This window comes from Psychrobacter sp. CX10 (genome assembly GCF_057621575.2).
Window position 1 is genome coordinate 86,465 of record NZ_CM177736.1, and the last position, 20,288, is coordinate 106,752.

Below are 20,288 nucleotides of genomic sequence, written 5' to 3' on the forward strand. Positions count from 1 at the left end.
TCGATTAATAAAAAGTCGATTAATAAAAAGTCGTTTAAAAAAGTGAACGGTTGAGAGTATGGTAATTAGTTAGCCAAGTAAATAACTAGCAGATCAAATAACTACCAAACTGGACGGGCATGCGGGGTGGGCCAATATGGATGCATAAAAGAGTTGTATCGACCATGACTATATCCCCAAGGATAGGGAGCATACAAATAATCAAGATTTCGTTGACGCAAGTAATTGTAGCGACCGTCTCTATAGGCTTCTTCTAACGCCTCTATTCCTTTTAATGGACATACAGGCTGCCAAGTATACCCTTCACGCCCAAGCTTATAGGCATTTAGAGGCGTACAATATGACTTTAAACCCTCTTGACGTCCTTCTTCCCACAACATTCGATTGGGCGCACTGCCTAGTACATTCGTACAAGCATCAAGATGATTGCCAAAATAATCTCCCGAGCGGCCAAGTTCACCATCTTCAATACCAAGAACCTTCCAATTTGTAGTTTGACACTGCTGAGGGGATAGACCCTGAGTCGTGGCGCATCCTGTTAACACCAAAAAAGCAACTGCTAAGTGGTAACGGCTTAATATAATATGTGATAAAGTCATGTTATAAACCTTGAGTTTAGATAATGCTATCTCTTAAGTGTACCTTTGAATCAATACTTTATGTGTAAGTGTATATTATTTTAGGGTTCGTCGGATATTTTAGAGTTGATAGGCAATTGTTAGCCAATAATCAAACCACACTTATTATAAAAGATAGTGTTTTTGAGGGTTTAAATCCATAAGTTATTATAAGTTATTATAAGTTGTTGAATTAATGATAATTTAGGGCGTGTGGAACATTTAAATGTGGAACTGTCAGGTGCTATTTTTTAGTCTATATGAAATAATATTTTCGACACCTAGTCATTCTAGTTTAGAAGATTTTGCAATATATTAACAAAAAATAGCCCTGATCCCCTCTCGAGTACAGCTCTCGCCTTGCGAACGGGCAAAGCAGTGCTTTGCTCGATAACCGTTCTTAGGGCTGATGCTAAAGTCGTTCTAAACGATGTTGTTAATCTAGCTAAGGTCCAATACGCTTCAGGCATTATCGTCGATTAACGCCTAGTTTGGAACACAGTTTGGATTAATTGGTAGCTATCAGCATTCCTAATATTTGAATACTCCAACATGCCCTAAGCGTATACAAAACGTAGAGTTTTTATTTGGGCATTCATATTTATAATCGGATAAAGTCGATATGAAAACAGTATTAGTAGCAAACCAAAAAGGTGGCTGTGGAAAAACCTCTGTTGCCATAACATTAGCATCCGCTTTGGCAAATCAAGGTCAAACCGTGGCGTTAGCAGATGCAGACCCGCAAAAATCGAGTTTGCAATGGTTAAAATATAGACCAAAGTCTGCTGCTAAAATTTATGCCATAGACTGGCAAGATGAAGAAGATATTGGTGATTTACCCAAAAAAGTAGCCAAAAGTTTGGGTAAAAAAGATTGGTTAATCATCGATGCACCGGGGTCGTTGAGTGCTGAACGTGCAGAGTCTCTTATTAGTGAGGCCAAAGCAATACTAATCCCAGTATTACCTTCTATTTTTGATGCGGATAGTACCAAAAAATTCCTAAAGTCCATTCAAGACATAAAGCGCATACGTAAGGGTAAAGTAGATATACATTTACTGGCTAATCGAATACGCCCTCAAACCAGTACCAATCAAACTTTACAGAGATTTTTTGATGAGCTTGAACAGCAGCCTATAGCGTGGTTAAGTGAAAGAAGCCTATATCCACAAATGGCAGAGCAAGGGCTAAGTGTCTTTGATCACCATCAAAAGCGTTATCGAGATATCCAAGCGCAGTGGCAACCGGTTATGGATGCCTTAATGCCTAAAATTGCCAGTAAATACGAACGTGTTTTAACTGATGCGACCATACCTTCGAGTTTAGAAGAATTGTCGCGTCACTCTTCAACTGATAAGAAAAAACAGAAAGGCTCAGAACCTGAGATTACTTGGTATGAATAGTGGTAAAATCATTTTTATTTTTTTTACTTAGTCGTTTATAAAGCTTACGTTATTCTCATATCATATGGGTTATAAAATAACTATTAAGTTTTCATTATAGGTATCTTTAAGGTTTTGGTGTTTGTATGGGAATGGGTGGCTGGATAGCAATCGCGATTGTTTTGTTCGTACTGGGCAGTATTATGGCATTAAAACCTAACGCGGTAGATGTGCGTCTCGACAAACTTAGAATGGCTGCGCGCCGTTTGGGTCTGCATCCTAAAGTGATCGGATGTCCTGACTGGATTCGAGGGGTTAATAACGAGTATGGGCATGGAATGATAGGACAGTATGCGATTATCGTGGACGATATAAAGCTGCCCGAGACACGCTATCAGGTCATCGATGGTTTGTTGCGATCTGATAGCTCAGTAATCAATAGCTCATTAATCAATAGCTCAGTAAAAAATAGTGCTAAAAGCCACCAACCCTCTACCATTCAACATGTTTTCAATACAAAAGATGAGATACCTCATATTAACCATGCTCTAGATAACCATGCTGTAGTTAGCTATGCTCTAGATAAAGAGCCGCTTGAATTACCTGAGAGTATCCAACCATTAGTCAAAGCGGTATATAGCAAAGCAAATAGCATGGTTATATTTTGGCATGATAGCGGCTATGTTAAGCCCAATACTAATCCAAATTATAATCCAGAAAATATAGAACCTGATCTATTAGTAATGAAAGAGCGGCTTCAAGATTGGGCTATACAACTCTCCCTAAAACAATGATTTTATATTTAAAACAAGATTATTAATTAATAATAAGCAGTGCCCCTTGAAAATCTTTGTTGACAGCGCAACAGTTAGCAGTGTAACGTCTTATCAGTTCACGTGATTTGTATATAAAATATTCAAAAGAAAAATGTATTAACTCTATGAAAATTAGGGCGTTACCCTAATGTTTATCACCACGAATTTATTAAATAATACTTTCTAAGAAAAGTAATCTAGGATTGAAATATTAATGGCAAAATCCACACGTAAGACTAAATCTGCTCCTGCTGCCAATGCCAAAGGAAAAGCATTGGTGATTGTGGAGTCACCTGCAAAGGCAAAAACAATTAATAAATATTTGGGTGACGATTTTATTGTACGCTCAAGTATCGGGCATGTTCGAGATTTACCGACCAATAGCGGCGCGAAGAAAAAAACCACGAAAGATGACAATTTATCAAAAGAAGAAAAAGCCCAACAAGCCCTAGTTCGCCGAATGGGTATAGATCCTGAGCATGGCTGGAAGGCCGTGTATGAAGTGCTACCAAATAAAACCAAAGTAATTAAAGAGCTTAAAGCACTCGCCAAAGATGCGGATAAAATCTATCTTGCAACGGATTTGGATAGAGAAGGAGAGGCCATTGCTTGGCACTTACGTGAAGTAATCGGTGGGGATGACAGTAAGTATCGACGCGTGGTATTTAATGAGATTACCAAATCGGCCATACAAAATGCTTTCAAACAACCCAGTAAACTTGATATCGACCGTGTCAATGCACAGCAGGCACGCCGATTTTTAGATAGAGTCGTTGGGTTTATGGTCTCGCCGCTACTCTGGCAAAAAATTGCACGCGGCTTGTCTGCCGGACGTGTTCAGTCAGTGGCTACACGCCTAGTTGTAGAGCGTGAGCGCGAGATTCGTGCCTTTATCCCAGAAGAGTATTGGCAGATACATGCTGATACTACGGTTAAAAGTGACACTAAGAATGCTGCTGAAGATACGCCTATCCGCCTAGAAGCAGTTAAGCAAGATGGTAAAACACTTAAGCTTAGTAATAAAGAGCAAACTGATGCGGTACTAGAGGTTTTAAAGCCTGCTAAATATATCGTTAAAGAACGTGAAGAGAAGCCTACACAGTCCAAACCCAGTGCGCCGTTTATCACCTCGACGTTACAACAAGCAGCAAGCACACGTTTAGGCTTCCCAGTTAAGAAGACCATGATGCTCGCACAAAGGCTATATGAAGCGGGTCATATTACGTATATGCGTACAGATTCCACCTTCCTTTCTGCCGATGCGCTATCTACCGTACGTGGTTTTATTGAAGACAATTATGGCAGCAAATATTTGCCGCCAAAGCCAAACTTTTATGGCAGTAAGCAAAATGCGCAAGAGGCGCATGAAGCAATCAGGCCTACCAATGCCAAACTTAAATCAACTCAGTTAAAAGGCGTTGAGCGCGATGCCATTCGTTTATATGAGCTAATCTGGCGTCAATTTATAGCATCACAAATGCCGCCTGCCAAATATAAATCTGTTAATCTGTTTGTTGAGGCAGATAATGTAGAATTAAAAGCGCGCGGCCGTACCATGGTCTTTGATGGCTATACCAAAGTTATGGCGCCTTCTAAAACAGAAGACACGTTATTGCCGGATGTCAAAAAAGGTGACGAGCTTAATTTAGTTAAGCTTGATCCAAGCCAGCATTTTACTAAGCCGCCCGCACGTTATACAGAAGCAAGCTTGGTCAAAGAGCTTGAGAAAAAAGGTATTGGCCGTCCCTCTACCTATGCGTCTATTATTTCAACCATTCAAGATAGAGGGTATGTCAAACTTGAAAACAAACGCCTATATGCTGAAAAGATGGGTGATATTGTTACCGATCGCTTGACGGAAAGCTTCCCTGAACTCATGGATTATACCTTTACCGCAGGGCTTGAAGACGAGCTTGACCATGTGGCAAAAGGGGATGAAGATTGGAAAGATGTTTTAGACAACTTTTATAGTGATTTTAAAAATAAGCTTGAGCATGCCAAAGATAAAGAGGGTATGCGTCCGAACGATCCTACTGATGTGCCTGATGTGCATTGTGATTTATGTGACCGTCCCATGCAGCTACGTAATGGCTCAACTGGGGTTTTCTTAGGATGTACAGGGTATAATTTGCCGCCTAAAGAACGGTGTAAAGGTACCAAAAATTTAATGCCAGTCGAAGCTTTTGCTAATCTTGATGACAGTGAAAGTGATGATAATGCTGAAGTTAAAGAGCTGATGGAGAAAAAGCGCTGTCCAAAATGCAGCACTGCTATGGATGGTTATATTGTAGATGGTGGCCTTAAACTGCACATCTGTGGTAATAACCCTGACTGTGACGGCTATGTGCTTGAAGAAGGTAAATTTGAGGTACCTGGATCTGATGCACCGACTATCGATTGCAACAAATGCGATGGCCAAATGGAGCTGAAGACAGGCCGGTTTGGACCATATTTTGCGTGTAATAACTGTGATAATACCCGTAAAGTTCTAAAAAATGGGGAACCTGCGCCGCCGCGTATGGACCCTATAGATATGCCAGAGCTTAAATCAACTAAGCATGATGATCACTTTATACTTAGAGAAGGGGCGGCAGGATTGTTCTTGGCGGCTTCTAAGTTTCCTAAAGTACGTGAAACTCGTCCTCCTAAGCTTGCAGAACTTCGTGCTATCAAAGATAAAATGGAAGATAAGTTTCAGTATTTGTTTGAAGGTCCAGACGAAGATCCAGACGGCAATCCTACTATCCTGCGCTGGTCACGTAAGAAAAAAGAGCAGTACATCGGCTCTGAAAGTCTTAAAACGGGTAAGGCCACAAGATGGGGACTGTTCTGGCGTAAAGGCGAATGGGTAGAAGAGTAATTTGGCACTATTTCAATATAAGCCTATAAACTAGCTCAGTACTGATTTTATCTATTAATACAAAAGCCCAGCATTTAGCTGGGCTTTTGTTATTTCAAATAGTTGAGCATATAACATTTGAACATTTGGGTAGGGTATATATTATATTTAATGTTAACCATTAACCATTAACCGTTAACCATTTCAATAGGATCGCAGATCTTCATTAGAGCTACAGTTAAGCAAGATTAGCTTTCTTTTTGCTCAAGTTTTGCATTGAGCTTTTGTTGTCTGCGCGCTTCAATGACGTCGCTCGCTTCGGCACCGATATGTGCTTCACCACGCTCTTTAGCCAGTTTTATTTGATATTGGCGTTCACGAAAGCGCGCGCGTTGCTCTTCAGTCGCTTTATCAATACAATGCGGGCACGATTCGCCTTTTACATAAGCAGGGTCTTGCTTGTCTTCTTCAGTAATAGGCATACGACACGCATAGCATTGGTCGTATTCGCCTTTTTCTAAGTTATGATTTACTGAAACACGGTTATCAAATACAAAACAGTCACCTTGCCACAGCGACTGCTCAGGAGGGACTTCTTCAAGATATTTTAAGATGCCACCCTCTAAATGATAGACCTCATCAAAACCTTGTTCACGTAAGTAAGCCGTCGATTTTTCGCAGCGTATGCCGCCTGTACAGAACATCGCTACTTTTTTATGTTTATTGGGGTCAAGCTCTTGCTTAACGTACTCGGGGAACTCTCTAAAGGTATCAGTCTTTGGATTTACTGCATTCTTGAACGTACCGATTTGCACTTCATAATCATTGCGCGTATCGATAAGTAAAACATCAGGGTCACTTATCAAATCGTTCCATTCTTCAGGTTTAACATATCGACCTACAGACTCTAAAGGATCGATGCCTTCAACACCCATTGTTACAATCTCTTTTTTAAGTTTAACTTTGGTGCGAAAAAAAGGCTGAGTATCTGTAAAGGATTCTTTATATTCAAACTCACCTATAGCAGGGATATCTCTTAAGTAGTTTAAGACCGTATCAATACCTTTACGATCGCCCGAGATAGTGCCGTTGATGCCTTCAGAAGCAAGTAATAACGTACCACGAACGTCATTATCTAACATTAGCTGTCTTAGTGGCTCACGATAGGCTTCATAGTCATCAAAACGGACGAATTTATAAAGTGCAGTCACCACAATTGGGTTATTCGCATCTTGAGTTGTTACTATGTTCATTGTTCTCTCCTGCTGGCTAGGTCGTAAACCTAGTGCGTGAAATATGTACACTATAAAATATAGTGTACAGTTTGATGTCATTAATAAGAGGACATCCCGATATTAATTATCTAATGAATGAATATAGTTTGTTCAAATTAGTGTTTTAAAAGCATATAAGTATGTTTAATACTGCATGGTTTTTTAACCATTCGATTGAACCGAACTCTCTTCTCCTTGCTCAAATGTTTCAGGGTCATCAACGGGTTCAGGTTCACGTTCGCTTAAAGAGGCCTCTGGCGGTTCGATATCAGATGGAATCTTACGATTAGTTATCTCGCCACTGGATGCTTCAGAATCATCATCTTTTTCAGAAAGATTGATCACTTCTTGCTTTTGTAATTTAGATTTGGCTTTATTGTTGACACTCACCCATTGATATGGCGTTGATTTTAATTGAGTCCGCATAAAGTTAATCCAAATAGGTAGCGCTGCGACCCCGCCATATTCACCTCTACCCAAGGTAGAAGGCTGATCAAATCCTACCCACACGACAGCTACTTTAGTGGGATGAAACCCTGCAAACCAAGCATCTTTCATGTCATTAGTCGTACCTGTTTTTCCACCTAAATCGCTACGACCCAGTGCTCGAGCGCGTTTACCAGTACCAATTTGAATCACGTCTTTAAGCATACTGGCCATCTCATAGGCCACATTAGGTTTCAAAATTCTTGGTGCTTGTTCTGCCACACTATATTGAAAAAGCGTCGGTTTTAGTCGGTCATTAATAGGCGATGCATCATAACGTAATGCCTCAATCAACTTCTGTGTTTCTTTATCTATTGAATTATCATCTTCATTAGCCGCATCCGCCTCAGTCGGTTCAGCATCTGTAGCTTCAGTATTAGGGTCATCAGCATCGTTTCGTTCTAAACCTCCTTCTAGCTTTTGTAAGGTGGCTTCCCGCTGTTCTAGTGCCTCTTCTTGCTGTTTTTCATAGTCCTCAATGAGTGACTCATTTAACTTTTCGAGTTTGTCGTTAAAACATGTGGCGCATGCACGTTGCGGATTGGCTTTATATAACAGTTTACTATTAAAATCATAAATCTGGTCAATGAAGTAGGGCTGGATGCGGTGGCCACCGTTTGCAAAAGCTGCATAAGCCGTTGCCATTTGTAATGGGGTTGCTTGTCCCGCCCCTAACGCTAACGATAGAGTAGTGGGAAGCTTTTCTTTATCTAAGCCAAAGTGGTCTAGTAGTTGACGTGCCTCGGACGTACCCACCGCTTGCAATAGACGAATAGAAACCAGATTACGTGACAAATATAACCCGCGGCGCACGGTCATGTCGCCATAAAAACGGCCGTCGGAGTTTTTTGGTTCCCAGTCCCCTACACGTAGTGGACCATCAGACACCATGGTATCTGGACGATAACCTTTTTGCAGAGCAGCTGCATAATTGAGCGGTTTAATGGTTGAACCGGGCTGACGCCAGCCCTGTGTGGCTCGGTTAAACTTACTATAACGATAATCAAAACCACCAACCAGCGCTGTGATGGCCCCTGATTCAGGATCTAAAGCCACAAGACTGCCTTGCACATCAGGAATTTGCGTCAATCGCCATAGGGTTTTGTCTTCATTTGCAATCAAGCGCACAATATCATCTTTAGATACGATATCTGCAGCACGACTCGGATAACTACGAATACGGTTGGCATCTAAATAGCGTTTTGCCCACTGCATACCTGACCAAGGTACTGTGACTACCTCACCATTTTTAAGTTCTGCCTTGAAGCTTCGGTAATCAACGTCAGTAACCTTAGCAGGGAGCATATTCCCAAAGGTTATAAAATCAGATAAAGGCTCACCATTAGCTTCTGCTCCACGCCACCCATGACGATGATCGTAACCTATCAAGCCTTTTTTGATGGCAGTATAAGCGTCGATTTGCTCTTCGCTATTCACAGTCAACTTAACCCGCCATCCTGAGTTGACCACATTTTCACCAAAACGTTTTACTAGGGCGTGACGGGCCATTTCTGCCAAATAAGGCATATTAACATCAAGTTTTTCTCTATATAGCCGCACCCCAATCGGTTGGCTGATAGCATCATCATGTTCAGATTGGCTGATAAAACCAAGATCTAACATATGTCCGATAATCAGGTTACGGCGCTCTAACGCTTCATCTGGATTAGATACAGGGTTATTTTGTGAAGGCGCTTTTGGTAAACCAGCTAGCGTTGCCATTTCGGCTATCGTTAAACTATCTAGAGATTTACTATAATATTTTTTAGCGGCAGCTTTAATGCCGTATGCCCCTTCACCCATATAAATTTTATTAACGTATAGCGTGAGAATCTCTTCTTTATCTAATTCGTCTTCGATTTTACGAGCAAGATATAATTCTGTCAGTTTACGATTAAAAGTACGTTCTGGACTTAAAAAATAATTCTTAGCAACCTGCATGGTAATAGTAGAGCCGCCTGTTTGGCGAGTATCATCGGTAATGACTTCGGTAATAGCGCGGCCTAAACCCTTAACACTAATACCACTATGCTCATAAAATGATGAATCTTCTGCTGCCAAAAAAGCATTTATTAAACCCTTAGGAATCTCATCGTAACTAACCGGTAATGACATACGATTGCCATACTGACCTACCAGCTTGTCATCTTTACTATAAATCTGTAAAGGCATCTCAAAGTTTGAGCTTCTCATCTCGGTCACACTAGGCAGACTTGGCGAGATATACATAGCCATCCCATAAAAGCCAATAGGAAAAGCCAAAGCCAATATAATGACAAAAGCAATAATCGCTAATAATGCGTTTATAAGGTGATGAAGAAAACGAAAAGATGTAGATTTTTGAGACATAGCGACTCTATATTTTAAAGACAAAAGAATATGAAAGACGAAAGATTGTTTAAAACTAAAATAGTAGACTCAGAACTAGCGAAATGAGTAAAAAATTTCATTATTAAAATGGGGTTAATTATAAAGCAAACGAAGAGGTTGTTATAGCGCAAACTGTAAAGTCACTATGAAATACTACATTTCGAATAAATATAGTGCACAGTCACCATCAAAATTTTAAACCGCTATAATGCGATGGCTATTATACGATAAATGTATTATATAACGAGACTTATGGTTATATTAGATACCGTATATACCAGTTAATTCATAATATGGAAAATAACAATAAGATAAATAACAATAAGATAAATAACATTGTTAACGATGTTTTAATTAAAGACTATGATTAGTTCAAAGTCATCATGTCTGCATCAGGCTTGTACATAATAGTGATGCGCGGCTAAAATAAATTGTCGATTAAAAAAATAATATTAATTAAATCAACAATTTAAAATAATAACCCATATAGAAGCTTATTTAGCAAATAATTGGTGAAGAAAATTAATATTAGATAAAATAACTATGTAGGTTGACAAAACCTTTACAATTAAATAATGTAAACACAAAGTAACTCAAGATTACCGATTGTTATTATTTCGTAAAATTATTAATTAACTTGCTTGCTCTTAACTCGGGTACGCTTAGCTCAATTAATGCCTAATTCTAATAAATTTAACTAGGGGCTGTATAGAATTGATTCATGGAACTGGCAGTGGCTATTTTTTAGTCAATATGCAGGGAAATTCTCGCAGCTTAGTTGTTCTAAGTTAGATAATTTCACAATATATTGGCAAAAAATAGCCCTGCCCTGTAAGGCTGATGCTAAAATTGCCCCAAACATTGTTGTAAACCTAGCTAAGGTCTAGACATTATCAGCGGTTTACGCCTAGTTTGGAACAATTTTAGCTGTCAGCAGTCCTAATTAATAAATTCTATACAACCCCTAGTATCGAGTATAGATAACTCTTTTAGAAATATAACTTTTAAGTTATTTTTTAAATAATTTGAATAATAAGTAATTAAATAATTAATTTATGCCATTTAGTTTATAATTTGAATTAATAACGGGCATACAATTATCAAAAGGAATTTTTAGTGAGGCTATTTTCTTCAAAAAGCCGTCCACTCTTAGGTGTGGATTTGAGTGCTACCTCAATCAAAATGGTTGAGATAACGCACCAACTAGGAAGATACCACCTAAAAAATTACGGTGTAGACTATTTAGCTCAAGGTATTATAGTTGATGGTAATATCAGAGATATAGAAGCTGTCGGCAAATCCATATCACGGTTAGTACGTTATCTGGGCACTAAAACACGAAGTGCCGCTGTTTCTGTTTCAGGGGCAGCTGTTATTACTAAGCGCATTGATATGGAAGCTGATTTAAGTGACATCGAGCGTGAGGCTCAGATTCGCCTTGACGCCGATCAATATATTCCTTACCCATTGTCTGAGGTGAATCTTGATTTTGAGGTATTAGGACCATCTACGATTGATACCAATCTGGTAGAGGTGCTAATTGCAGCGTCACGTTCTGAAAATGTGAATCAGCGCGTAGATGCTTTAGCATTTGGTGGGCTTAATACCAAGGTAGTGGATATCGACTATTACGCTATAGAGCGTGCTTACCAGCTGATATACGATAGTCTGCCAAATTTTCCAAAGACAGTAGCCTTAATTGATATAGGTCATGACCATACGACGCTATATATTGCCAAAGATGGCGAATTTGTTTACAGCCGTGAACAATTATTTGGCGGTGTTCAATTAACAGAGGCCATCCAACAAAAATACGACCTAAGTTTCGATGAAGCCACGCGTTCCAAGCATGATCAGTCTTTAGGCGCGGACTATCGACATGACATTTTCATGCCCTTTATTGATAATCTCATCCAACAAGTCCATCGCTCCTTGCAATTTTATTTTTCTTCAAGTCAACAAACTCAAGTCGATCACATCCTATTAAGTGGGGGCAGTGCTTCATTGCCCGATTTGTCGTTTATTGTTCAGCATAAACTTGAAACGCCTGTATCTATTATTGATTCATTTCGTAATATGACCATTGATGAAGGTATAGATAAGAAACAACTGGCTTTAGATACGCCAAGTCTTTTGACGGCATGTGGGCTTGCTTTAAGGAGTCATGATTAATGGCTGAAATTAACCTTCTCCCCTGGCGTGAAGAGCGACGAGAACGCAAAAATAAAGAGTTTAGAATAATCTTACTCTTATCAATTTTACTGGCTTGTTTACTTGCATTTGCAGTGTGGACTTACTTCACCAACGAATTGAATGAACAGTTTGCTGCTAATGACTATGTTGCTGAGCAAAATTTAATACTGGACAAGCAGCTTAAAGAGATCGATGTTTTAGAACAGCGGCGGGGCGAAATTATAGCTCGCACCGGGGTTATTCAGGACTTACAGGGTAGACGACCAGTGCCGGTTCGTGTCTGGTACGACGTGGCGCGAGCGATTCCAGAAGCGATGTATATTAATGTTTTTGAGCGAGAAGATAATATCTTGTCCTTTACAGGCAAAGCTGACAACCCAAATGTGGTTTCAAGTCTGGTTAGAAACCTTGATGCAAGTGATTGGTTGGATAATTCAAGGGTTAAATTCATTAAACAAGACGTCGCAGCATACGAAACAGGGGTACCTAAAAATCTTAATCGAGACGATGAAACGGTATCGCCTGAGTCAAATTTTATTGATTTCGTCGTAACGTCACAAATTGTTGAGTTCAAAAATGGTGAGACATTTGAGCCTGAAACTGACTCAGAGAAGGTGGGTGAGTAATGGCTAAATATACTTTCGATAAACCAATAAATACAGGCTTTTTTAACAAACGCCGTTCAATGAATCTAAAAACATTTTGGCGTAGCTTACGTAATTTGGATATGCAGAACTATGGCAGTTGGCCGCTTGCTATCAAAGTATTCGTAATTGCGCTGATTATGTTGCTAATAGCTGCTTTAGCTTATGCCCTACCTATCAGTCAAAAGATTGAAGAGATAAAAGCTGCTGAAGCCGAAAAACAAATACTGTTGGATTCATATCGAGTTAAAGAGTCTAAAGCACGTCATTTAGATGCTTACGTGACTCAAGTTGCTCAAATGGAGATTGAGTTTAATCAACTGCTAGATCAGCTTCCTAAAAATACACGGGTATCTGAGCTGGTAGAAGGTATTAATATGACGGGTATTGGCAGTGGTATTCGCTTTCAAGACATCTCTATTGAACCAGAAGTTGAAAAAGAATTATTTATTGAACAACCCATACGTATTGTTGCCATCGGTGAGTATCACCAGTTTGGTGCTTTTATCAGTGGGTTAGCCGCGTTACCACGTATTATTACTATGCACGATTTTGAGGTATCGAATTCCAAACCGTCGCTTGAAACCTTACCTGAATTAACACTGAAGTTAGATACAAAAACGTATCGATCAAAAGACATCATAAATAGCAATCAAGACATGACTGAAGATACAGAAGAAACAGAAGAAGTTATCGAAGCAAATACAGCGGAGGGGGAGTAGATGTCGACTAATAAACCATTACTTCACTTTCCAGCAGAATATAAAAGCGAGCTGCCTAGCAAGTTATCTTTAACTCGCAAGCAATCTTTAACCAATAAGCTTTCTTTAACCAATAAGCATTCTTTAACCAATAAGCATTCTTTTAAAAGTATCAAAATTGCCCTGTGTTGTACTGCCATAGCTTTGGTAACTGGATGCAATGATCGAATTGAAAATACTGAAAATGAGATGGCGGCCATACGGGCATCAGAATCTATTCCAATAGAACCTATACCGGAGCCTGTATTGGTCGAGGACTATATATATGAGCCGGGTAATATGCGTAGTCCATTCATGCCATTAAGTTTGATGTATCAACAACGCACTGTCACCGAAAGTGATGTTGCGCCTGATTTGAACCGCAGTAAAGAAGTACTAGAGAGTTACGAGTTATCACAACTGGTATATCGCGGAATGGTGGTATCGCCCGAAGGAGTACAACATGGACTTATACAGCGCCCTGATGGGGTTATTGAAAGTGTAGAAGTGGGTAATTATATGGGACTAAATGATGGCCGGATTGTTGAAATAACACCGACTCAAATTAACCTAGTCGAGATAATACCTGACAATCGAGCAGGATTTGTAGAAAAACCTGCCTCTGTGGTTTCACCCATTTAACACCGCTTTAGGGATTTAAAAAATGATAATTAGTAATAAGACTACTCGTCTAAAACATCTTAACCAGTCATGCTTTGCTATGACAGCGATAGCCTCGACAGTAGTTATGGCAAGTGCCACCGCTCATGCTAACCAAACTTTAACGTCATTGAGCGTGACAGAGCCTACAGCATCTACCACGTTGTTAAGACTGGATTTCAGCGAGACTCCCACAGTTCCTGAAGCTTATCAGTTAGAAGACCCAGCACGGCTTGTGTTGGACTTCTCAGAGGTGTCAAATGGACTTTCTCGCTATAACGATTTGAATCAAGGGCTGATAAAAGACATTACTTCACTAAGTAATGACTCAACAACGCGCTTAATTATTGGGTTAGATGGTAATTCACCAAAAGATTTTATGACCCGCGTTGAAGACAACGCTTTATTGGTTAATATATCACGTCCTGTTACCCCAAATACACAGGCAGCGCCTGTTATGAGCGGATCTAGCGATGCTTACGCTAATGAAGTCATCGCTGCCACCTCATTGCCTAATGATGTTCAGAATGTACAAAATGCGCCCTCTGCTTATGTTCAAACAGCTTATCAGCCCGTATCAAATCAACCTGTATATGGAGAGCCAGTAGACGCTTATATACAAACAGATCGTGCCGCTCAACCTAAAGATAGTATGGTCGTAAAGGTAAACCCACTATTAAATCCCGCTTATGCCAATACCACACAAATTTATAACTATTCAGGCCTTAATAATGTGACATTTACAGGGTCAGGTGATGGCGGTGGTGTGATCAATATTGGTTTGGTGAATGAAAGCATTCCTATCGATATTCAGCGTCAAGGTAACAAAATCCTCATGCGTATGACTGGGGCGACAGTCCCCTCGAATCTCGTGCGCCAGCACAATGTAACAGGCGGTCTGGTATCGTCAGTCAGTGCGCGTAACAGTGGTAAAAATGGTGTGGTCACCATTGCTATGAATGATGACTTTGAATATCAAGCATTTCAATCAGGTAATTTAGTGAACATCACTGTCAAGCCGCAAAAGATGCTACGAGAGCCAACTATTGAAGAAAAGCAATATACAGGTGAACCCATATCAGTAGATTTTCAGAACGTAGAAATACGTAGTGTTCTTCATTTATTGTCACAGTTTACTGAATTAAATATCGTTGCCAGTGATAATGTGAGTGGTAATATTACTTTAAATTTAATCAATGTTCCTTGGGATCAGGCGTTAGATCTTATTCTTAAAAGTAAAAACTTAGATATGCGTAGTAATGGTAATGTCATCTTAGTAGCCCCTGCTACAGAGCTTGCCGAACAAGAGGCGCAAGAGCTTGAAGCGCAGCGTAAAGTTGAAGAATTTAAACCTTTAAGAACTGAATATATTCGTTTGAACTATGCCAATGCAGCCGATTTAATGAACCTTATATCTCAAGGTCGTAACTCAGGTGTAGATAACGAGTTAGGTCGAAGTAATAGAGATTCAGGGTCATTATTATCCGATCGCGGCACCGTAACGGTGGATACTCGAACTAATACTTTAATCATCAAAGACATATCAGAGAGCATTGAGAATATCAGGGATTTGATTGATAAAGTCGATATCCCCGTACGTCAAGTGATGATCGAAGCACGTATTGTCAGTGCCTCGGATAATTTTAGTAAAGAGATGGGTGTCAAGTGGGGTATCTTATCTAATGGTGCTGCAACCAATCGTGATTTGTTAGTGGGTGGTAGCGATCAGACTTTAGCTGATCTTAAAGACTTTACTTATGAGACTTCTAATATCAACGGTCAGCAGCAAACTTATCCCAGTTATTCGATATCGCGTCCTGATAACTTAAATGTGGATTTAGGCGTACTTAATCCTGCCGGTCGAATCGCATTTGGTTTGCTTAGTATGTCAGACTTAATGATTGATCTTGAGCTTTCTGCCATGCAAGCAGATGGCAGAGGTGAAGTTATTTCTACCCCTAAGATTTTGACGATGGATAAGCAAACAGCGAAAGTATCATCCGGGACCAAAATTCCGTATCAAGGGGAGTCAGAGGGCGGTGGTACAACCACACAGTTTGAAGAAGCGGTATTGAGTTTGGAGGTCACCCCAAATATTACACCTGAAGGCAAAATATCCTTAAAGCTAGATATCGAAAACGGCAGACCCAATCCCACTAGTGATGGCACCATCTTAATTGATACTGACATGCTCAGCACTAACGTAATAATAGATGATGGTCAGACTATCGTATTAGGAGGGATATTCCGTAATCAAATATTTGACAGTACAGAAAAAGTACCTTTCTTAGGGGATATGCCGTATGTGGGACGTCTATTTAAAAAAGATTTGCGTAGAAACGACAAACAAGAGCTTTTAATTTTTGTGACACCAAAGCTTATAAATAATGGGGTTAGCCGTTTTTAACATTAAGCTTTCAACACTCATAAGACAATTTTAGTCATTATCACTAAGTATGTACTAAATCTCTCATCTTGAAATGAAATGTATAGAATAGGCAGTCTTTTGACTGCCTTTTTTGTAGCATACAGTTTAATAGCAATCAGTTTAATAGCGGTCAGTTTAATAGCGGGCAGTTTGAGAAAGTACAGCTCCTAATACAAACTTAATAAATCCCTTATAAATTGAAAGGGTTTTAGGATACATAATAGTTATTAAAATGTAGGTTTGATGGTCTAGAATATATATAAATATGTAAAACTCAATGGCCCATTGGCATTCAATTTAAAAATAACTGTATAATCTGTAATTTTACGTGAGATATGATAATGCAATCATCATTGCCATCATTATTTATTGTAGGCCCTATGGGAGCAGGGAAAACTACGGTTGGTAAACTGCTGGCTAAACACTTTAATCGTCAGTTTTTGGATAGTGATCATTATATAGAAGAACAAACAGGCGCTGATATTCCTTGGATTTTTGAAAAAGAAGGGGAGACAGGTTTTCGCGAACGAGAATCTCGTGCTATTGAAGAGCTGACTAAACTGCCGTCTATTGTTTTGGCTACAGGTGGCGGTGTGGTCATGCAGCCACAAAATCGAGAATATCTAATAAATCGTGGCATCACTATTTATTTACGGGCGAGCGTAAATGTTCAAATGAAACGAACTTCAAAAGATAAATCCCGTCCTTTACTGCGTGCTCCTAATCCGCGTGCAGTTCTTGAATCGTTATTTGAGGTTAGGGATCCATTGTATCTAGAAGTTGCCGACATCATTGTAGAAACGGGTGAGGGCTATCCTAGACATATGCTGCGTAATGTTGTGGCCGCTATCAATCATAAATATCCTGAATTTTTAACGACGTAATAATGGCCTAAACTTAGTCGCCATTTTTAAGAGCCGTATTTTAGTATATGGGTTGTTAGGCGTTTAAGACATATCACTCATTATTTTAATTTAGCATTTTACCAACCTATAGCTATACCTAAGCAATTATAAAAAAAGCTTTGACTAAAAAAGATATAGAGAGACATATGAAAACTAATTTGACCGTACACACTCAAAGCCACGATTATCCCATTGTGATAACGAGCCAATGCGATATGGCCACTGAAATATCTCCTTATATCAAAGGCAATCAAGTGATGATTGTGACAAACGATACAGTGGCACCTTTATATCTGGATGATTTAGTTGCAGGTCTCAAAAATCAATTTAATGTCATGTATGTGATACTGCCTGATGGTGAGCAATACAAAAACCAAAAGCATATTGATATGATTTATGATGCATTAATGGACAATCATTGTAGTCGTGATGTTACGCTTGTGGCCTTAGGCGGCGGCGTTATTGGTGATATGACTGGATTTGCAGCGGCCTCATTTATGCGCGGTGTTGATTTTATCCAAATACCGACGACGTTATTGTCGCAAGTTGACTCAAGTGTCGGCGGTAAGACTGGCATTAATCATCCCAAAGGCAAAAACATGATAGGTGCATTTTGGCAACCTCAAATGGTGCTTGCAGATATGCATACATTGACCACGCTGCCAGAGCGAGAATTGTCAGCGGGTATGGCTGAGGTTATAAAATACGCGCTTATTATGGATGAAGCTTTTCTCAACTGGCTTGAACAGAACATGACAGAATTGATGTCGCTCAATGAAAATGTATTGGCAGAAGCTGTGGCTAGATGTTGTCAGTATAAAGCTGATATTGTGGCTCAAGACGAGCGAGAAGTAGGCAAACGCGCCTTACTAAATTTTGGTCACACATTTGGTCATGTTATAGAGACTCATGAGGGTTACGGTCAATGGCTGCATGGCGAAGCTGTTGCTGCTGGTATGGTACAAGCCGCTCGATTATCGCAGCATATGGGCTGGATAGCTACTACCGATGTGATGCGTATCTGTGCAGCAATCGAAGCTGCTCATCTGCCTACTCATCCGCCTCGTATTGATACCCAAACGGCTTTAGGACTTATGCAACATGATAAAAAGGTTAAATCAGGACAAATTCGACTGATTTTGTTAAAATCTATAGGTCATGCAGTGGTTACCTCAGAGTTTGATACAAAACTTCTCGAAAAGGTATTGGCCAAATCTGCAAGATAAAGTAACTAATATCGGCTCTTAAATAACCTTCTTTATTAGTTATGGATATGCGCTTTTAATAATATTTGACTCTTTGACTGGACTTGCTCTATGGCAATTACCAAAAAACCTGCACCTATGAAAAACTCTGAAAAAGCTTTAAAACCTACTAAGACTAAAAAGCGGGTGATTATCAGTGTATGGTTCATAATGGCGTTATTAACCGTAGCTGCCGCATTGGCATTATGGATGTTTAGTGCCACACCGTCGAGCCCTACTCAAACGCAAAATGAAAGTGATGATCTAGAGATGGCTGAAGAGCCATCGGATACTATGTCCAAAGTCACACGTGTTGAACCTCTGCATGAATTAGATGCTGATGTTAGACCCATATCATTTGATGCGTTAATCCATGATTTAAGGGACTATCCACCAGAATTCAAAGACTCAAGATACCTTAAAAAGCATAAGAACAAATGGACCGTTCAGGTCATGGATGTGTCTGAACACAACATCATTACGGACTATCTAAACGGTCGTGATGATCGTAAAAAGTTCGCATACTTTCGTTATCGTGATGAAAACAACAAACCTCGTTATGTTGTAACTTATGATGTTTTAAAAACACCACAATTTGCTAAAGGTAAAGCCAGCAGTGTAGATTTTGGCTTACCTGAAAATGTTCGGGTTATTCCTGAAGAGATAAACTCGTATCTAGATATTATTGAAACCTATGAATTGTCAGGACCCATTAAAGATTTGTCTTCTAACCGTACTCGGGGTGTTAGATTAAAACCCACAGAACGCCAACTAGCATCACGTCGCCGAGCAGCAGCTCAGAATAAGCAAGATCAATCCGCTGAGCAAAATTCTGAACCGTCTGATATTGAATCTTCGGATGATAAAAACGATACCTTATCCGTTCAAGAAGATCGCGACTCGGTAGATGCGGTAGAACAAATTATAAATGATGATTTTAAAAACAATGCTTCTAATAATCAAGGCGAAGATAGGAAAATTGTTCCTTTAAGTGAGTCAGACCCTAATGCAAGTACAGGTAATAATTCAAACGACTCTGCATCCAATTCACGTAACAACAATTCAAACAGCAATTCGAATAATAATTCGAACAAAGCCAATAACAAGCCTAGACCCTCATCGAATACGAATAATCAGCAACAGGAGCCACAGCCAAAACCACAACAAAAGCCGCAACAACAAAATACAGCACCTTCTAAGCCTGAGCAGAATAAACAGGTCGATAGTATTGAAGCGATAATTCAGGAAAATAACTAGGGGCTGTATAGAATTGGTTAATTAGGACTGCTGATAGCTAAAAATTTTTCCCAGCTGTGTTCCAAACTAGGCGTAAACCGCCGATAATGCCCGAAGCGTATTGGACCTTAACTAGGTTTACAACAACGTTTGGGACAATTTACGCATCAGCCTTGAGAACGGTTCTTGAGCAAAGCACTGCTTTGCCCGTTCGCAAGGCGAGAGCTGTGCTCGAGAGGGGGCAGGGCTATTTTTTGCCAATATATTGCGACATTCAATAATTAAGGGATCTAACTTAGAACGACTAAGCTGCGAAAATTGCCCTGCATATTGCCTAAAAAATAGCCTCTGCCAGTTCCATGTATAAATTCTATACAGCCCCTAAATAAATGCTGTGTGCTTAAAACTATTAACTTTTGACCCTAATATTTGAAAAGTGCAATATAATAATAAGTC

General features: G+C 39.6%; 13 protein-coding genes and 1 pseudogene. 11 read left to right on the forward strand and 3 right to left on the reverse strand.

The annotated features are described in order from the left end of the window. Positions 1 to 101: 101 nt before the first annotated feature. Positions 102 to 599, reverse strand: coding sequence for a DUF2799 domain-containing protein (locus tag AC21OH_RS00365; RefSeq protein ID WP_487369636.1), 498 nt, complete (start codon positions 597 to 599; stop codon positions 102 to 104). A 640-nt stretch (positions 600 to 1,239) separates the two neighbouring features. Between AC21OH_RS00365 and AC21OH_RS00370 the strand changes: the two are divergent. The 3 genes and pseudogenes from AC21OH_RS00370 to topA all read left to right on the forward strand — a co-directional run. Beyond that, positions 1,240 to 1,881 (forward strand): annotated as a pseudogene (locus tag AC21OH_RS00370) (ParA family protein); the annotation flags it as partial. A gap of 263 nt (positions 1,882 to 2,144) precedes the next feature. Then, positions 2,145 to 2,792: a hypothetical protein gene (locus AC21OH_RS00375; protein WP_487369637.1), complete on the forward strand. Its 648-nt coding sequence runs from the start codon at positions 2,145 to 2,147 to the stop codon at positions 2,790 to 2,792. A gap of 235 nt (positions 2,793 to 3,027) precedes the next feature. Continuing rightward, a complete protein-coding gene (gene topA / locus AC21OH_RS00380) occupies positions 3,028 to 5,673 on the forward strand; it encodes a type I DNA topoisomerase (protein WP_486534736.1) in 2,646 nt (881 codons plus the stop codon). Between the two features lie 227 nt (positions 5,674 to 5,900). Here topA and trhO read toward each other — a convergent pair whose 3' ends face one another. Together trhO and AC21OH_RS00390 are read right to left on the reverse strand one after the other, a co-directional pair. Then, complete coding sequence (gene trhO / locus AC21OH_RS00385; RefSeq protein WP_487369638.1) at positions 5,901 to 6,905, reverse strand: oxygen-dependent tRNA uridine(34) hydroxylase TrhO; 1,005 nt, start codon at positions 6,903 to 6,905, stop codon at positions 5,901 to 5,903. Positions 6,906 to 7,088: 183 nt separating this feature from the next. Continuing rightward, a complete protein-coding gene (locus AC21OH_RS00390; RefSeq protein ID WP_487369639.1) occupies positions 7,089 to 9,761 on the reverse strand; it encodes a penicillin-binding protein 1A in 2,673 nt (890 codons plus the stop codon). A 1,137-nt stretch (positions 9,762 to 10,898) separates the two neighbouring features. On the opposite strand from AC21OH_RS00390, the gene AC21OH_RS00395 reads away from it, so the two are divergent. The 8 genes from AC21OH_RS00395 (at position 10,899) to AC21OH_RS00430 (ending at position 19,853) form a co-directional block, all read left to right on the forward strand. Further along, positions 10,899 to 11,954: a pilus assembly protein PilM gene (locus AC21OH_RS00395; protein WP_487369640.1), complete on the forward strand. Its 1,056-nt coding sequence runs from the start codon at positions 10,899 to 10,901 to the stop codon at positions 11,952 to 11,954. Then, a complete protein-coding gene (locus AC21OH_RS00400) occupies positions 11,954 to 12,601 on the forward strand; it encodes a PilN domain-containing protein (protein ID WP_487369641.1) in 648 nt (215 codons plus the stop codon). Before AC21OH_RS00395 ends, AC21OH_RS00400 begins: the two co-directional genes overlap by 1 nt. Next, a complete protein-coding gene (locus AC21OH_RS00405; RefSeq protein WP_487369642.1) occupies positions 12,601 to 13,341 on the forward strand; it encodes a type IV pilus inner membrane component PilO in 741 nt (246 codons plus the stop codon). Before AC21OH_RS00400 ends, AC21OH_RS00405 begins: the two co-directional genes overlap by 1 nt. Further along, entirely contained in the window at positions 13,342 to 14,001 is a 660-nt protein-coding gene (locus AC21OH_RS00410; protein WP_487369643.1) for a pilus assembly protein PilP, read from the forward strand. It begins immediately after the preceding gene. 22 nt (positions 14,002 to 14,023) lie between these two features. Next, the gene (locus AC21OH_RS00415; protein WP_487369644.1) at positions 14,024 to 16,426 is read left to right on the forward strand and encodes a type IV pilus secretin PilQ; all 2,403 of its coding nucleotides are present in this window, start codon (positions 14,024 to 14,026) and stop codon (positions 16,424 to 16,426) included. A 362-nt stretch (positions 16,427 to 16,788) separates the two neighbouring features. Next, the gene (gene aroK / locus AC21OH_RS00420) at positions 16,789 to 17,331 is read left to right on the forward strand and encodes a shikimate kinase AroK (RefSeq protein WP_487369645.1); all 543 of its coding nucleotides are present in this window, start codon (positions 16,789 to 16,791) and stop codon (positions 17,329 to 17,331) included. A 167-nt stretch (positions 17,332 to 17,498) separates the two neighbouring features. Further along, entirely contained in the window at positions 17,499 to 18,578 is a 1,080-nt protein-coding gene (gene aroB / locus AC21OH_RS00425) for a 3-dehydroquinate synthase (protein ID WP_487369646.1), read from the forward strand. A gap of 90 nt (positions 18,579 to 18,668) precedes the next feature. Further along, positions 18,669 to 19,853 (forward strand): hypothetical protein, encoded by a 1,185-nt coding sequence (locus AC21OH_RS00430; protein WP_487369647.1) that lies wholly within the window; start codon positions 18,669 to 18,671, stop codon positions 19,851 to 19,853. Positions 19,854 to 20,288: the final 435 nt, after the last annotated feature.

Excerpts from the sequence above, each read along its gene's own strand:
- AC21OH_RS00365 (WP_487369636.1), bottom strand. The coding sequence starts at position 599 with ATGACTTTATCACATATTATATTAAGCCGTTACCACTTAGCAGTTGCT.
- AC21OH_RS00375 (WP_487369637.1), top strand. The coding sequence starts at position 2,145 with ATGGGAATGGGTGGCTGGATAGCAATCGCGATTGTTTTGTTCGTACTG.
- topA (WP_486534736.1), top strand. The coding sequence starts at position 3,028 with ATGGCAAAATCCACACGTAAGACTAAATCTGCTCCTGCTGCCAATGCC.
- trhO (WP_487369638.1), bottom strand. The coding sequence starts at position 6,905 with ATGAACATAGTAACAACTCAAGATGCGAATAACCCAATTGTGGTGACT.
- AC21OH_RS00390 (WP_487369639.1), bottom strand. The coding sequence starts at position 9,761 with ATGTCTCAAAAATCTACATCTTTTCGTTTTCTTCATCACCTTATAAAC.
- AC21OH_RS00400 (WP_487369641.1), top strand. The coding sequence starts at position 11,954 with ATGGCTGAAATTAACCTTCTCCCCTGGCGTGAAGAGCGACGAGAACGC.
- AC21OH_RS00405 (WP_487369642.1), top strand. The coding sequence starts at position 12,601 with ATGGCTAAATATACTTTCGATAAACCAATAAATACAGGCTTTTTTAAC.
- AC21OH_RS00410 (WP_487369643.1), top strand. The coding sequence starts at position 13,342 with ATGTCGACTAATAAACCATTACTTCACTTTCCAGCAGAATATAAAAGC.
- AC21OH_RS00415 (WP_487369644.1), top strand. The coding sequence starts at position 14,024 with ATGATAATTAGTAATAAGACTACTCGTCTAAAACATCTTAACCAGTCA.
- aroK (WP_487369645.1), top strand. The coding sequence starts at position 16,789 with ATGCAATCATCATTGCCATCATTATTTATTGTAGGCCCTATGGGAGCA.
- aroB (WP_487369646.1), top strand. The coding sequence starts at position 17,499 with ATGAAAACTAATTTGACCGTACACACTCAAAGCCACGATTATCCCATT.
- AC21OH_RS00430 (WP_487369647.1), top strand. The coding sequence starts at position 18,669 with ATGGCAATTACCAAAAAACCTGCACCTATGAAAAACTCTGAAAAAGCT.